14 protein-coding genes are annotated in these 15,542 nt (G+C 64.4%); 12 read left to right on the plus strand and 2 right to left on the minus strand.

Going from position 1 to position 15,542, the window contains the following annotated elements:
* The first annotated feature begins 73 nt into the window (after positions 1 to 73).
* From PQQ53_RS21240 to PQQ53_RS21295, 12 genes are all read left to right on the plus strand, one after another.
* Positions 74 to 448, plus strand: a complete 375-nt coding sequence (locus tag PQQ53_RS21240; protein WP_408325951.1) for an Mth938-like domain-containing protein — start codon at positions 74 to 76, stop codon at positions 446 to 448.
* A gap of 394 nt (positions 449 to 842) precedes the next feature.
* Complete coding sequence (locus PQQ53_RS21245) at positions 843 to 2,564, plus strand: glycosyltransferase family 39 protein (protein WP_408325953.1); 1,722 nt, start codon at positions 843 to 845, stop codon at positions 2,562 to 2,564.
* A gap of 25 nt (positions 2,565 to 2,589) precedes the next feature.
* Positions 2,590 to 2,961, plus strand: coding sequence for an SMR family transporter (locus tag PQQ53_RS21250; protein ID WP_408143166.1), 372 nt, complete (start codon positions 2,590 to 2,592; stop codon positions 2,959 to 2,961).
* Positions 2,962 to 3,211: 250 nt separating this feature from the next.
* Complete coding sequence (locus PQQ53_RS21255) at positions 3,212 to 4,363, plus strand: DegT/DnrJ/EryC1/StrS family aminotransferase (protein WP_408143164.1); 1,152 nt, start codon at positions 3,212 to 3,214, stop codon at positions 4,361 to 4,363.
* 6 nt (positions 4,364 to 4,369) lie between these two features.
* A complete protein-coding gene (locus tag PQQ53_RS21260) occupies positions 4,370 to 5,413 on the plus strand; it encodes a glycosyltransferase (RefSeq protein WP_408143162.1) in 1,044 nt (347 codons plus the stop codon).
* Positions 5,410 to 6,345 (plus strand): formyltransferase, encoded by a 936-nt coding sequence (locus tag PQQ53_RS21265; RefSeq protein WP_408143161.1) that lies wholly within the window; start codon positions 5,410 to 5,412, stop codon positions 6,343 to 6,345. Before PQQ53_RS21260 ends, PQQ53_RS21265 begins: the two co-directional genes overlap by 4 nt.
* A complete protein-coding gene (locus PQQ53_RS21270; protein WP_408143159.1) occupies positions 6,342 to 7,388 on the plus strand; it encodes a bifunctional UDP-4-keto-pentose/UDP-xylose synthase in 1,047 nt (348 codons plus the stop codon). Before PQQ53_RS21265 ends, PQQ53_RS21270 begins: the two co-directional genes overlap by 4 nt.
* Positions 7,389 to 7,400: 12 nt before the next feature.
* A complete protein-coding gene (locus PQQ53_RS21275) occupies positions 7,401 to 8,294 on the plus strand; it encodes a polysaccharide deacetylase family protein (protein ID WP_408325956.1) in 894 nt (297 codons plus the stop codon).
* A 163-nt stretch (positions 8,295 to 8,457) separates the two neighbouring features.
* Positions 8,458 to 8,919 carry a peroxiredoxin gene (locus tag PQQ53_RS21280; RefSeq protein WP_121318430.1) on the plus strand — a complete coding sequence of 154 codons (462 nt, stop codon included), beginning with the start codon at positions 8,458 to 8,460 and terminating at the stop codon, positions 8,917 to 8,919.
* A gap of 347 nt (positions 8,920 to 9,266) precedes the next feature.
* Positions 9,267 to 11,120, plus strand: coding sequence for a PhoH family protein (locus PQQ53_RS21285; protein WP_408325959.1), 1,854 nt, complete (start codon positions 9,267 to 9,269; stop codon positions 11,118 to 11,120).
* Between the two features lie 203 nt (positions 11,121 to 11,323).
* Positions 11,324 to 12,571, plus strand: coding sequence for an NlpC/P60 family protein (locus PQQ53_RS21290; RefSeq protein ID WP_408325962.1), 1,248 nt, complete (start codon positions 11,324 to 11,326; stop codon positions 12,569 to 12,571).
* A gap of 119 nt (positions 12,572 to 12,690) precedes the next feature.
* Complete coding sequence (locus PQQ53_RS21295) at positions 12,691 to 13,497, plus strand: SDR family oxidoreductase (protein WP_408143245.1); 807 nt, start codon at positions 12,691 to 12,693, stop codon at positions 13,495 to 13,497.
* A 171-nt stretch (positions 13,498 to 13,668) separates the two neighbouring features.
* On the opposite strand, the gene PQQ53_RS21300 is transcribed toward PQQ53_RS21295, so the two are convergent.
* Together PQQ53_RS21300 and PQQ53_RS21305 are read right to left on the minus strand one after the other, a co-directional pair.
* Positions 13,669 to 14,679, minus strand: a complete 1,011-nt coding sequence (locus tag PQQ53_RS21300) for an inorganic phosphate transporter (RefSeq protein ID WP_408152546.1) — start codon at positions 14,677 to 14,679, stop codon at positions 13,669 to 13,671.
* Entirely contained in the window at positions 14,679 to 15,305 is a 627-nt protein-coding gene (locus tag PQQ53_RS21305) for a DUF47 domain-containing protein (protein ID WP_007182106.1), read from the minus strand. The genes PQQ53_RS21300 and PQQ53_RS21305 overlap by 1 nt, the downstream gene beginning before the upstream one ends.
* Between the last annotated feature and the right edge of the window lie 237 nt (positions 15,306 to 15,542).

A 15,542-nucleotide genomic window follows, 5' to 3' on the forward strand; every position in this document is an offset into this window, starting at 1 on the left:
GAACCGCCTTGCTGGTTCCGGCCAACAGGCCGCCAACACGCATGATGTCTCACGACGACTTCGGAAAACCAATTTGAAATTACATCAGGATTCCAGCGGCTCCCTCAACACCGTCACCGGCTACGGCGCCGACTATGTCGAAATCAATGCGGTCCGCCATTCGGGCAGCCTCCTCGTGCTGCCGGAGGCGCCGGTCATCCCCTGGCCCGTCTCGTCTTTCGACCAGCTGAGCGCCGAGCACTTTGCGATGCTGATCGACGCCGCGCCCGAAGTAGTCATATTCGGCAGCGGCGAGCGGCTGCGCTTTCCGCACCCGCGCCTGACGGCCGCGCTCACCGCGAAGCGCATCGGCGTCGAAACGATGGACTTCAAGGCCGCCTGCCGCACCTACAACATTCTGATGGCCGAGGGCCGCAAGGTCGCCGCCGCGTTGCTGATCGAGGCGTAGCGCGCTGCGATCACGCGCCGGTACGGTCGCGGTGTGGCCGCAGTGCCATCCCGTCGGGCTTCGCAAGGGCGGCACGCTGCCCGCTGCCGTCCCGCGAAAGCACGCTCACGGCGCCGCGCCGCCCTCGCGCCCTCGCCGCATCACGGCCGATAACGTACACTGCGCGCCATCGGTGTGGAGCCGGCAAATCGCGCCTGGTCATGCGCAGCGTCGTAGCGCCGCGCACACGGCAGCCGACGCCCGAGCGCCCACCGCCGAAGCCGACTGCGGCCGGCGTGTCGCCGCAGCTCCGCGCGCAGTACTCCGCGAATGGCCGCTCCGCGAACGACCGGTCGCCATTTCCAGACAACATCGCTTCGCCGCCCACGCGGCGTCGCCATAAAGGTTGAAACTCATGAACGATACGCCGTCGAGGCTACCGCTCAACCGCACCACGATCCTGCTGCTGGTGCTGGCTCTAGCCGTGATCTGGTTTGTGCCGCTCGGCTGGCGCCATCTGCTGCCTAGCGACGAAGGCCGCTATGCCGAAATGGCGCGCGAGATGTTCGTCACCGGCGACTGGATCACGCCACGCTACAACGCCTACAAGTACTTCGAGAAGCCGCCGCTGCAAACCTGGGCGAACGCGCTCACGTTCGCGTGGTTCGGCATCGGCGAGTGGCAGGCGCGTCTGTACACCGCGCTGACGGGCTTCGCCGGCGTGCTGCTGATCGGCTTCACCGGCGCGCGTGTGTTCAACACGGCAACCGGCGTTTTCGCCGCGATCGTGCTGGCGTGCTCGCCGTACTGGAACCTGATGGGCCACTTCAACACGCTCGACATGGGCCTGTCGTTCTGGATGGCGCTGACGCTCTGTGCGCTGATGCTCGCGCAACGCCCCAACCTGCCGGGCTCGTGCGTGCGCGGCTGGATGTGGGTGTGCTGGGGGTCGATGGCGCTGGCGGTGCTATCCAAGGGGCTCGTCGGCGTGATCCTGCCGGGCGCCGTGCTGGTGCTCTACACGCTGATCGCGCGCGACTGGGCGCTGTGGAAACGCCTGCATCTGATCGGCGGCCTGATCGTGTTCTTCGTGATCGTCACGCCGTGGTTCGTGCTGGTGCAGCAACGCAATCCGGAATTCCTGAACTTCTTCTTCATCGTCCAGCAGTTCAAGCGCTACCTGACGCCCGAGCAGAACCGCCCCGGCGCGTTCTACTACTTCGTGCCGGTGCTGCTGGTGGGCTTTCTACCGTGGCTGTCGGTGACGCTGCAAAGCGTGCGCCACGCGTGGCGCCAGCCGCGCCAGCCGAACGGCTTCGCGCCGGTCACGCTGATGCTCGTGTGGATCGCCTTCATTTTCCTGTTCTTCAGCGCGTCGCATTCGAAGCTGCTCTCCTACACGCTGCCGATCGCCCCGCCGATCGCGCTCCTGATCGGCATGTATCTGCCGCTCCTCACGCGCGATCAGTTGCGCCGGCATCTGGCGGGCTATGCGCTGTTTCTCGTCGTCGCCGCGTTTGCCGCGCTGTTCATGACGCGTCTGGGCAGCGCGCGCAACCCGGCCGAGCTGTACGCCGAGTACCGCGGCTGGGTGCTGGGCGCGCTCGGCGTCGCGTTCGCGCTGACGCTCGGCGCGCTGTGGCTGAACCGCCGCAGCCGGGCCGGCAGCCTCGGTGCGATCGCCTGCTTCGGCGCGGCGTGGCTGCTGCTCGGGACGATCGCCGGCACCGGTCACGACGTGTTCGGCCGCCTCAGCTCAGGCGCGCCGCTCGCCCCCGCGATCAAGGCCGAACTCGCGAAGCTGCCTGCGGATACGCCGTTCTACTCGGTCGGCGTGCTCGACCACACGCTGCCGTTCTATATCGACCACACGATGATCATGGTCGAGCATCCCGACGAACTGGCGTTCGGCGTGTCCGTCGAACCGCAGAAGTGGGTGCCGTCCATCGACGCGTGGATCCAACGCTGGAAGGCCGAGCGCTACGCGCTCGCGCTGATCCCGCCGCCGACCTACGAGCGCCTGCTCAAGGAAGGCCTGCCGATGCAGGTGATCGCGCGCGATTCGCGCCGCGTGGTGGTGATGAAGCCGCTCGCGGCCGCCGACGCGCCGGCGGCCGTGGAAAAACCACAACAATGACCCCATCTCAACATTCACTCGTTCGATGAACCCGATTTCCCTCTTTTGCATCCTCGCCGGCGTGACGTTGAACGCCGCCGCCCAGTTGCTGCTCAAAGCCGGCACGAATGCCGTTGGACACTTCGAATTCACCCGTGCGAACATCCTGCCCATCGGCTGGCGGCTCGCAACCCAGCCGCCGCTCATCGCCGGGCTCGCGTGCTATGTCGTGAGCCTGGTAGTCTGGGTGGTGGGGCTGTCACGAGTGGACGTGTCGATCGCCTATCCGATGCTGTCACTCGGCTATGTCGTCAACGCGTTCGCGGCGTGGTACCTGTTCGGCGAAGTGTTGTCGGTGCAGAAGCTGGTCGGGATCGGCATCATCCTGATCGGCGTAATCATCGTCGCGCGCAGCTAGACGCGAACACCGCGGCTGCGTGCTGGCGGAAACGTTTTTATTACCGTTTATCGTCCGCGCCGGGCCGGCGCGGGCCGGCCGGGAGCAAGATGCCGTAAGCGCAGCCTGTGGACGGACTAAGCATGACCTAAGGTTGATCCCAGTATCCTTTGCGGTTGCGCATTTTTCGCCGCCACCTTGGGTTTGCGCGTAGTTTGTGGTTTACTTCGCGCCCTTCGGGTAGCGCCCTTTTCAATCGAGCGAAGCATTCATGAGCCAGTCAACAGTCCCGTTTTTGCCGTTTGTCAAACCTGAAATCGATGAAGAAACGATTCAGGGCGTCGCCGACGTGCTGCGCTCCGGCTGGATCACCACCGGTCCGCAGAACCAGAAGTTCGAGGCGGCGCTCTCCGAGTTCTGCGGTGGCCGTCCGGTGCGCACGTTCAACTCCGGCACGGCGACGCTGGAGATCGGGCTGCGCATTGCCGGCGTGGGCGCGGGCGACGAAGTCATCACGACGCCCGCCTCGTGGGTCTCGACCAGCAACGTGATCCTCGAAACCGGCGCTACGCCGGTGTTCGTCGACATCGATCCGGTGACGCGCAACATCGACCTCGATCTGCTCGAAAAGGCCATCACGCCGCGCACCAAGGCGCTGCTGCCGGTGTTTCTGTCCGGCCTGCCGGTCGACATGGACCGCCTCTACGCGATCGCCCGCGCGCACAAGCTGCGCGTAATCGAAGACGCCGCGCAGGCCTTCGGCTCGACGTGGAACGGCGAGCGTATCGGCAAGCTCGGCGACATCGTGTCGTTCAGCTTCCACGCGAACAAGAACCTGACCTCGATCGAAGGCGGCGCGCTGGTGCTGAACAACGAAGAAGAAGCCGTGCTGGCCCAGAAATACCGCCTGCAAGGCATCACCCGCACGGGCTTCGACGGCATGGACTGCGACGTGCTCGGCGGCAAATACAATCTGACGGACGTCGCCGCGCGCGTCGGCCTCGGCCAGCTGCCGCATCTCGCGCGCTTTCTCGAACAGCGCAAAAAACTCGTGCGCGCGTATTTCGCGGGCTTCGAAGGCGGCGCGGCGGCGAAACTGGGCGTCGGCCTGCCGTTTGCCGACTTCGAGAACAGCAACTGGCACATGTTCCAGATCACGCTGCCGCTGGAAAAACTCTCGCTGGACCGCGCCGGTTTCATGGCGCAACTGAAGGAACGCGGCATCGGGTCGGGCGTGCATTACCCGGCGATCCATCTGTTCACGCTGTATCGCGCGCTCGGCTTCAAGGAAGGCATGTTCCCGCATGCGGAGCGCTTCGGCGCGAGCACCGTCACGCTGCCGCTCTTCACGTTGATGAACGAAAACGACGTGGAGCGCGTCTGCCGCGCGGTCAATGAAATTTGCGAACAATACGGAAAATAAGCGGAAATGATTTATTCGGAACATCGCGCCGCCGCACCGGAAGTGTCGATCATCATCCCGGTGTACAACGAGGAAGCCGGGCTGGCCGCGCTGTTCGCGCGCCTCTACCCGGCGCTCGACGCGCTCGGCACCGGTTACGAAGTGATCTTCATCAATGACGGCAGCCGCGACAAATCCGCCGCCCTGCTCGCCGAGCAGTTCCGCGCGCGGCCGGACACGACCCGCGTGATCCTGCTGAACGGCAATTACGGCCAGCACATGGCGATTCTCGCGGGCTTCGAGCAATCGCGCGGCGAAATCGTCATCACGCTCGACGCCGACCTGCAGAATCCGCCGGAGGAAATCGGCAAGCTGGTGTCGAAGATGCGCGAAGGCTTCGACTACGTCGGCACGATCCGTCTGCAACGCCAGGACAGCCTGTGGCGCCGCAAGGCTTCGCGCGCGATGAACCGGCTGCGCGAGCGCATCACCCGCATCAAGATGACCGACCAGGGCTGCATGCTGCGCGCGTACAGCCGGCACATCATCGACACGATCAATCGCTGCGGCGAAATCAACACGTTCATTCCGGCACTCGCGTACACGTTCGCGCAGAATCCGGTCGAAATCGAAGTCGCTCACGAAGAGCGTTTTGCCGGCGAATCGAAATACTCGCTGTACTCGCTGATCCGCCTGAATTTCGATCTCGTCACCGGCTTCTCGGTGGTGCCGCTGCAATGGCTGTCGTTCATCGGCGTGATCCTGTCGCTCGGGTCCGCCGCGCTGTTCGTGCTGCTGCTGATTCGCCGCTTCATCATCGGCGCGGAAGTGCAAGGTGTGTTCACGCTGTTCGCTATCACCTTCTTCCTGCTCGGCGTGATCATCTTCGCGCTCGGCCTGCTCGGCGAGTACATCGGCCGGATCTATCAGCAGGTGCGCGCGCGGCCGCGCTATCTGGTGCAAACCATACTTGAGGAGCGCGACGGCGCGGCCGTCGCCGAAGTACCGCGCCAGGCCGTCGTGCAGGCGGTGCAAGCCGCGCCGCTGACCGATCAGGGGCCGACGCCATGAAGCCGCGCGCCGTCGTATTCGCGTATCACAACGTCGGCGTGCGCTGCCTGCAGGTGCTGCTCGCGCGCGGCGTCGACGTGGCGCTGGTCGTCACCCACGAAGACAACCCGAGCGAAAACATCTGGTTCGGCAGCGTGGCCTCGGTCGCGGCCGAGCACGGCATTGCGGTCCTCACGCCGGCCGATCCGAAGAGCGCGGAGTTGCGCGCCGCGGTGAGCGCCGCGCGCCCGGACTTCATCTTTTCGTTCTACTACCGCCACATGTTGCCGGTCGACCTGCTCGCGCTCGCCGCACGGGGCGCTTACAACATGCACGGCTCGCTGCTGCCGAAATACCGCGGCCGCGTGCCGACCAATTGGGCGGTGATCCACGGCGAAACCGAAACCGGCGCGACGCTGCACGAAATGGCGGCCAAGCCCGACGCGGGCGCGATCATCGCGCAGACGCCTGTGCCGATCCTGCCCGACGACACCGCCGCGCAAGTGTTCGACAAGGTCACGGTCGCCGCCGAGCAAACCCTGTGGCGCGTGCTGCCGGCACTGCTGGCAGGCGAAGCGCCGCATCTGCCGAACGATCTCGCGCACGGCAGCTACTACGGCGGACGCAAGCCGGAAGACGGCCGGCTCGATTGGAGCCAGCCCGCGCAGCAGGTCTACAACCTGATTCGCGCGGTCGCGCCGCCCTATCCCGGCGCGTTCACCGATCTGGACGGCCACCGCTTTATCGTCGCCCGCGCACGGCTGGCCGCGCCCGGCGCGCTCCGTCCGGATTTGCCGCCGGGCCTGCACGTAAGCGATAATGCCGTTTTTGCGATCTGCGGCGACGGCCGCTCGATCATCATCCACGAATTGCGGCACCAGCACGACGGCGGCGAAACTGTCGTCAGTCCGGCGGAATTCGCCCAGCTCATCCAAACTCCCCGACCTTCATGAAAAAAGTCCTGATTCTGGGTGTGAACGGCTTCATCGGCCATCACCTGTCCAAACGCATTCTCGAAACGACCGATTGGGAAGTCTTCGGGATGGACATGCAGACCGAACGTCTGGGCGACCTCATCAATCATGAGCGGATGCACTTCTTCGAAGGCGACATCACGATCAACAAGGAGTGGGTCGAGTATCACGTCAAGAAGTGCGATGTGATCCTGCCGCTGGTCGCGATCGCGACGCCCGCCACCTACGTGAAGCAGCCGCTGCGCGTGTTCGAACTGGACTTCGAGGCGAACCTGCCGATCGTGCGTTCGGCCGTCAAGTACGGCAAGCACCTCGTGTTTCCGTCGACCTCCGAGGTCTACGGCATGTGCACGGACGAGCAGTTCGATCCGGAAGAATCGCAACTGTCGTACGGCCCGATCAACAAGCCGCGCTGGATCTATGCGTGCTCGAAGCAGTTGATGGACCGCGTGATCTGGGGCTACGGCATGGAAGGCCTGAACTTCACGCTGTTCCGTCCGTTCAACTGGATCGGCCCGGGCCTCGACTCGATCTACACGCCGAAGGAAGGCAGCTCGCGCGTGGTCACGCAGTTCCTCGGCCACATCGTGCGCGGCGAGAACATCAGCCTCGTCGACGGCGGTGCGCAAAAACGCGCGTTCACCGATATCGACGACGGCATCGGCGCGCTGATGAAGATCATCGAGAACAAGGACGGCGTCGCCACCGGCAAGATCTACAACATCGGCAACCCGACCAACAATTTCTCGGTGCGGGAACTCGCGCACAAGATGCTGACGCTCGCCGCCGAATTCCCCGAATACGCGGACACGGCCAAGCAGGTGCAGCTGATCGAAACGTCGTCGGGCGCGTACTACGGCGCAGGCTATCAGGATGTGCAGAACCGCGTGCCGAAAATCGAGAACACGATGCAGGAACTCGGCTGGGCGCCGAAGTCGACTTTCGACGAAGCGCTGCGCAAGATTTTCGAAGCGTATCGCGGCCATGTCGGCGAAGCCCGCGCGCTCGTCGAACAGCAATAAGGGCGGATCGCCTTGGCTCGTATCGTCCTGAAGATCGACGTCGACACGCTGCGCGGCACCCGCGAAGGCGTGCCGAATCTCGCGCGCATCTTTGATCGTTTCAAGGCGCGCGCCACCTTCCTCTTCAGCCTCGGCCCCGACCACACCGGTTGGGCGATGCGCCGTGTGCTGCGGCCGGGCTTTCTGAAGAAGGTGTCGCGCACCTCGGTGGTCGAGCACTACGGCGTCAAGCAATTGATGTACGGCGTGCTGCTGCCCGGTCCGGACATTGGCGCCAAGGCAGCCGCCGAGATGCGCGCGATCCACGAAGCCGGTTTCGAATGCGGCATCCACACGTGGGATCACGTGTACTGGCAGGACAACGTGCGCTCGAAAGACCGCGCGTGGACCAGCGCGCAGATGCAGAAAAGCCATGACCGTTTCGTCGAGGTGTTCGGCGGCCCGCCGGCCACGCACGGCGCGGCGGGCTGGCAGATGAACGGCCATGCGTTCGAGCAGATCGACGCGTGGGGCATGCAGTACGCGTCCGACGGGCGCGGCCACTCGCCGTATCTGCCGGTGGTCGGCGGCAGGACGCTCAGCCACGTACAGATGCCCACGACGCTGCCCACGCTCGATGAAGTGCTCGGCGTGGACGGGGTCGACGAGCACAACGTCGCGCAATGGATGCTGAAGCACACGGCCAACAATCCGCACGACCAGGTGTTCACGTTGCACGCGGAACTCGAAGGACAAAAGCTGGCGCCGATTTTCGAACAGTTGCTGCGAGGGTGGCGCGCGCAAGGCCATACCTTCGCGACGATGGGTGATTACTACGCCACGCTAGACCGCAGCACGCTGCCATCGTACCCTGTTACGTGGGGCGAAATTCCAGGGCGTTCCGGCGAGCTGATCGTCCAGCCCTGAGCGACCAATCGGCGGCCAACCCTGACCGCCGGCCGCCGCGCGAGACGGAACCACAACCGGAACCACCACCGCGCGCGCAGGCGCCGACCTCCCCATAAGCCTCGATGCCAGGCCGACGCCGCAGCAGCAAAACGGCGCCGGCCATAACAAACCGGAGAACCTCGTGTCCATCGCAGTCGACCAACCCATCCCCGACTTCACCGCCCCCGCTACCGGTGGTGAGATCACGCTGTCCAAGCTGCGGGGCAAGAAGGTGGTGCTGTATTTTTACCCGAAGGACAACACGCCGGGCTGCACGACCGAAGGTCTGCAATTCCGCGATCTGTATCCGAAGTTCAGGAAGGCCGGCGCGGAAATCATCGGCGTGTCGCGCGACAGCCTGCGCTCGCATGACAATTTCAAGGCCAAGCTCGAACTGCCCTTCCCGCTGATCTCCGATCCGGAAGAAAACCTGTGCGCCCTCTTCAATGTCATCAAAATGAAGAAAATGTATGGCAAAGAAGTACGGGGAATCGAGCGCTCCACGTTCCTCATCGACGCCGAAGGGGTGCTGCGCGAGGAGTGGCGCGGCGTGAAAGTGCCCGGCCATGTCGACGATATTCTGGTGGCTGTACAAGCGCTTTGAGGCGCGTTATATTGGGTTGCAATGAGTGCCTGTCCACCCCACATTTTCCTGCGCTGCACCCGACTTGACGGCCCTTCCGCCCGGACCGTCGGAGTCGTGAGCCGCAACGCGAGCACCGTAGGCGAGCCGCTTGCCCCGTACGCCGGGGCGGCGGCTTTTTTAATTGCGCGCAACCGTTCGCTCACTCGGCCGCGCGCTTGCATCAAGGAGCCGATCGAAGACCAGGCGAACCGGCATCTCTAGACCGAATGCGCGCCTCCGGGCGCAAACTGCGTGCGCATCCACTGGCACCGGCAGAATGCGACAGGCGGCGCACGATATGTGACCCGATTAATTCGAGGGAAACCATGCCTTTGCCTACTCCCCCCAGCAAGCTCGGCAATCTCCTGCCGCCTGACGAATACAAGGCCAAAGCCGCCACGCCGGCGCGCTCCGCCGCGAAGAAACAGGCTGGCGCCGGGGAAGCCGCAGAGCCGGCCGATTACGGCCGCGCGAACGTCGCCGCACCGATGGCGCAGGCGGCCAACGCCGCAACCACACTGCGGCCTGTGCCCGCAGCATCCGCGTCGCCTGCCACGGCCGAAACCGCCGCGCCGGCACGCAGCCGCAAATCGAAGCAGACCGCCGCGCTGCTGCAGCCGGTGCCGGCCCCCCGTCCGCAAGCCGAACCGGTTACGCCCGCGGCTCATCCGCAGCCGGTGGTCGCGCGCGCGCCGAGCGCGAAACAGCCCGCGGCCGATACGCCGGCCGCCGCGCCCAGCACCCGTGGCACCAGCAAGAAACGCGGCGTGGGCGCCGAACCGCTCGAAGTCCAGAAACTCTTCGTGCTCGACACCAATGTGCTGATGCACGATCCGAGCTGTCTGTTCCGTTTCGAGGAACACGACGTCTATCTGCCGATGATGACGTTGGAAGAACTCGACAATCACAAGAAGGGCATGTCGGAAGTCGCGCGCAACGCCCGCCAGGTGAGCCGCACGCTGGACGCGCTGGTAGCGAACGCCGGCAACATGTCCGACGGCATTTCGCTCGCCCGTCTGGGCAGCCGCGAGGCGTCGGGGCGCCTGTACTTCCAGACCAAGCTCACCGCGATCGAGCCGGTCGAAGGTCTGCCGGAAGGCAAGGCCGACAACCAGATTCTCGGCGTGGTGCGCGCGCTGCAGCGCGATCGCGCGGATCGCCAGGTCGTACTGGTGTCGAAAGACATCAACATGCGCATCAAGGCGCACGCGCTCGGGCTGCCGGCCGAAGACTACTTCAACGACCAGGTGCTCGAAGACAGCGATCTGCTGTACTCGGGCATCCGCGCGCTGCCGCAGGATTTCTGGACGAAGCACGCGAAGGGCATGGAAAGCTGGCAGGACACCAAGACAGGCACCACGTATTACCGGGTGACGGGTCCGCTGTGCGCGTCGATGCTGGTCAACGAGTTCGTCTATCTGGAGCCGCAAAACGGCGAGCCGGCGTTCCATGCGCTGGTGCGCGAGCTGAACGGCAAGACGGCGCTGCTGCAAACGCTGCGTGACTACGGCCACCACAAGAACAACGTGTGGGGCATCACGGCGCGCAATCGCGAGCAGAATTTCGCGCTTAACCTGCTGATGAATCCGGAAATCGACTTCGTCACGCTGCTCGGCCAGGCCGGTACCGGCAAGACGCTGGTCGCGCTCGCGGCCGGCCTCGCGCAGGTGCTCGACGACAAGCGCTACAACGAGATCATCGTGACGCGCGCGACGGTGCCGGTCGGCGAAGACATCGGCTTCCTGCCGGGCACGGAAGAGGAAAAGATGCAGCCGTGGATGGGCGCATTCGACGACAACCTCGAAGTCCTGCAGAAAACCGACGACGCCGCCGGCGAATGGGGCCGCGCCGCGACGCAGGAGCTGATCCGCTCGCGTCTGAAGGTCAAGAGCATGAACTTCATGCGCGGCCGTACGTTCGTGGACAAGTATCTGATCATCGACGAAGCGCAGAACCTGACGCCTAAGCAGATGAAGACGCTGGTCACGCGCGCGGGTCCGGGCACGAAGATCATCTGTCTGGGCAATATCGCGCAGATCGATACGCCTTACCTGACTGAAGGCAGTTCGGGGCTCACGTATGTGGTCGACCGCTTCAAGGGCTGGGCGCACAGCGGGCACGTGACGCTGGCGCGCGGCGAGCGCTCCCGTCTGGCCGATTACGCGTCGGAAATCCTCTAGATTTCAGTCAGTTAGCTTTACCTCGAAGCCGCGTCCGGAACCTTCCTGACGCGGCTTTTTTACTTCCTCGTGCTGAACGGGCAACACTTAGCGCACGATCTTCAAGTAATTTATCAACAATTCTTGCCCGCGCCATGTGCGGCGGGCTACCATCCGGACATCGTCCGTCAGTCAACGAGCGTTTAACGCTCGCCTCGCTTCCCATGCGCCGTCTCGCCTTTTCGCTGCTGACCCTCCTGCTGCTCGCCGCCTGTGCCGGCGCGCCGCAGAAGACATCGCGCGGGTCCGGCGGCTCGGTCGTGGTGACGAACGGCGCGTATCATGCGCCGCCGCCCGGTTTTCCCCATTTCGTCGATCACAGCATCGGCCGCGAAGAAATCTCGATTCAGGCGATGGGTCTGGTGGGCGTGCCCTACCGCTGGGGCGGCAATACGCCGGACAGCGGCTTCGATTGCAGCGGGCTGGTTCGCTATGTGGTCCTGCGCGCCGCGTCGGTGAATCTGCCGCGCACCACGGCGGACATGAGCGGACGTGGCGAATCGATCGAACCGGACGAGATCGCGCCGGGAGATCTGATCTTCTTCAACACGACCGGCCGCGCCCATTCGCATGTCGGCATTTACGTGGGCAAGCTGCGCTTCGTCAATGCGCCATCGACTGGCGGCACGGTGCGGCTCGACTATCTGACCAATCCTTATTGGGCGAAGCGCTTCGACGGCATTCGCCGGGTGGCCGCCCCGGCTGCGACACCCACGCCGTTCGATACGCCGAGTTATCAGGCTGCGGCGCCGCAGCCGGAGAGCGGCGCGCCGGTGACGCAGGTCGCGCCGGCGTATGCGGGCTCGACTGCGGGCTCGACTGCGGGCTCGACTGCGGCGCCGGGCGCAGGCGCGGGAGCCGCGGTTGCGCGATCGGGCTATGTTGCCGCGTCGCCGGCGTTGCAACCAGGGGGACAGCCGCAGCAAGCGGCCCGCGTTGCGGCCATGCCGCGCGCCCCGTCGACAGAGGCGGCTCAGCCGGCCGGGACAATCACCACGGCCGGAGCTGCGGCCGCAGCGCAAGCTGACCCGTTCGAGCCACCGCCGCCGGGCATGAGCGCGGCGCAGATTCAGGCGCGCGCGGCGGGCGCCGTGGCGCCGACAACAATTCCGGCTACCCAGGCAAGCGCGTATGAGGCTCCCGCCGGCTCACCGGTTCAAGCGGCGCCAGGCGCGCAGACGATCCCGCAAACCACGGCTACTCGCGCACCGGACGCCATCGACGCCGCCGCCGATGCGTTCGAGCCCCCGCCACCCGCTTCGGTGGCCACGCGCCAGGCCCGGCAGGCACAGCAAGCCGATGCGAATGGCAGCGTGCAGATCATGCGAGCGTCCACATCCTCGCGTGGCGTACCCGCCCCCAACCAGACAAACGACGATCCGATCGCCCGCTTCGCCAACGGCAACTTCTGACTCGTAACCGTCGCTGCACCATCGAAGCCATCCCCCGCGGTATCGCAGCGCCGGGGGGACACAGCAACGCCGCCGATCTGCTATCGTCATCGATATTCTTCCGACAGCGGGTGGTGACGATGGATCTCGGGCTGAAAGACAAGGTGGTGTTGATCACGGGCGGCAGCAAGGGAATCGGCTTCGCCTGCGCCCGAGCCTTCGCTCAGGAGGGCGCCAAAGTCGCGATCGTGTCACGCGACCCCGCCAACCTCGCGCGCGCGTACGAGCAATTGAAGCAGGAAGGCTTGCACGTACATCGGACTCGCGCTGATCTGCACGAACCGCACGGCGCCGCCGATATCGTCGAGGAAGTCAGCTCCGCAGTGGGCCCGATCGACGTGCTGATCAACAGCGCTGGCGCGGCGCGCCGCTATGACCCGGAAACGCTCGATGCCGACGCGTTCAGAGCGACGATGGAAGCCAAGTATTTCCCCTACATCTATCCGCAACAGGAAGTTCTGCGCCGCATGGCGGAGCGCGCGAAAACCGGCGGCGGCGCGGAACCGGGCACGATCGTCAACATCATCGGCATGGGCGGCAAGATCGCGAGCGACATCCATATTGCCGGCGGCGCCGCGAATGCCGCGCTGATGCTCGCCACCGTCGGCCTCGCCCACTACTACGCGCGCTACGGCATCCGCATCAATGCGATCAACCCGGGGGCGACCCTGACCGAGCGCGTCGAGGAAGCGGTCAAACTGGAAGCGGCGCAACAAGGCATCGAGAACGCGGACGCGCTGGCGCGCGGACAGGCCAAGGTGCCGCTCGGACGCTATGCGAAACCGGAGGAGATTGCCGACGTCGCGCTGTTTCTGGCGAGTCGCCGCGCGAGCTATGTAACGGGCGCGATTGTCCCGATGGATGGGGGCAGCGCGCCGCTCATCTGAGCGACGCGCGGCTAAGACTGGCTGCGTGCGTGAAAACGTGTGAGGAGGATTGCCTACTGAGGGCGCGAGCGGCGCTTGTGCCTCACAAGCCGCGGCGAGCGCCCGACGTGCTGTCAGCGCCGCACGCATCACGCCACGCGCAGGCCCGCGCGCCCACAGCCGCTCGAGGAATTACAGAAAATGGTGGCCGAACCACCAGCCCGCCGCGGACAGCACCGCCGAGGCAGGAATCGTCAAAATCCACGCCCAGACGATGTTGCCGGCCACACCCCAACGCACCGCGCTGAGCTTCTGCGTCGCGCCCACGCCGACGATCGCGCCGGTGATCGTATGGGTGGTGGACACCGGAATGCCGAGCCACGACGCAGTAAACAGCGTGATCGCCCCGCCCGATTCCGCGCAAAAACCGCCGACCGGCTTGAGCTTGGTAATTTTCTGGCCCATCGTGCGGACGATCCGCCAGCCGCCGAACAGCGTGCCAAGCCCCATCGACAGATAACACCCGCCGATCACCCACAGCGGTGGCGCGTCCGCGGACGTCGACGCAAAACCGGTCGCGATCAGCAGCATCCAGATAATGCCGATGGTTTTCTGCGCGTCGTTGCCGCCGTGGCCGAGGCTATACAAACCTGCGGACACCAGTTGCAGACGCCGGAAGCGCCGGTCGACCTTGCTTGGCGGCGTGCGGAAATACATCCACGACACCGCCAGCATGAAAAACGAGCCGAGCACGAAGCCCAGCAGCGGCGAAATGAAAATGAAGGCCACCGTCTTCAGCAGGCCGTCCATGTTGAGCGAGCCCCAGCCCGACTTGGCGAGCGCGGCACCCACCAGCCCGCCGATCAGCGCATGCGACGAGCTGGAAGGAATGCCGTAAATCCAGGTGATGACGTTCCAGCCGATCGCGCCAACCAGCGCGCCGAAGATCACGTAGTGGTCGACGATGTTGGGATCGATCGTGCCCCGGCCGACGGTCGCGGCCACTTTCAGGTGAAACACGAAGTACGCGATGACGTTGAACGCTGCCGCGAAGGCCACCGCCTGCTGCGGCTTCAGCACGCCGGTGGAAACGACCGTGGCGATCGAATTCGCCGCGTCGTGAAAGCCGTTCATGAAGTCGAAAATCAGGGCGACAGCGACCAGGCCGGCAACGACCCAGATGGCGAGTTGTATCGATTGCATTATGCGTTTTCCAGCACGATGCCTTCGATGATGTTCGCTACATCCTCACATTTGTCCGTGATCGTTTCGAGCAATTCGTAAATTGCCTTCAGCTTGATCAGGGTCTTGACGTTGTCTTCCTCGCGGAAGAGCTTGGACATTGCCGAGCGCAGCACACGGTCGGCTTCCGATTCCAGACGGTCGATTTCCTCGCACGCTTTCAGGATCTGGCTGGCCTGCTTCATGTCCGACAGCAGGCTGACGGCGAACTGCACGCGCTCCGAAGTTGCCGTGCAGATGTGCGCGAGCTGGCTGGCTTCCGAGGTCACCGCCTGCACGTCGTACAGCGAGATAGCGGTGGCGACGTCCTCCATCAGGTCGAGGATGTCGTCCATCGTGGTGATCAGCTTGTGGATCTCATCGCGGTCGAGCGGCGTGATGAATGTCTTGTGAAGCAGGTCGATGGTTTCGTGCGTGAGCTTGTCAGCGGCCTTCTCGGCTTTTTGCACGTTTTGCTTGTGGGTTTCCGCGTCTTGCAGATTGTCGATCAGCAGCTCGAGTTCGCGGCTCGCCGAGACGATGCACGTTGCGTGTGCATTGAAAATTTCAAAGAACTTGCCCTCGGTGGGCATGAATCGACCGAACATTGGGTCTCCGAAATGCCGACATTTATCAGCAAAATCAAATAGTTACGAAAATCGATACGCAACCCGCCCGAGGCAATACGAAAACGGTACGAAATTGCGTTTTTGAGCAATACACTGTGACACACTCATGACAGACCGCGATTCTATCGGAAAGCGCCCGCTCACTGGCGGCTTGTCCGATCCCCGCAACCCAACATTGCGCCTACCTTGATCGGTACAACGGCTACTACCTCTCGC

It is taken from the genome of Paraburkholderia strydomiana, from assembly GCF_046030495.1.
GTDB lineage: Bacteria > Pseudomonadota > Gammaproteobacteria > Burkholderiales > Burkholderiaceae > Paraburkholderia > Paraburkholderia strydomiana_A.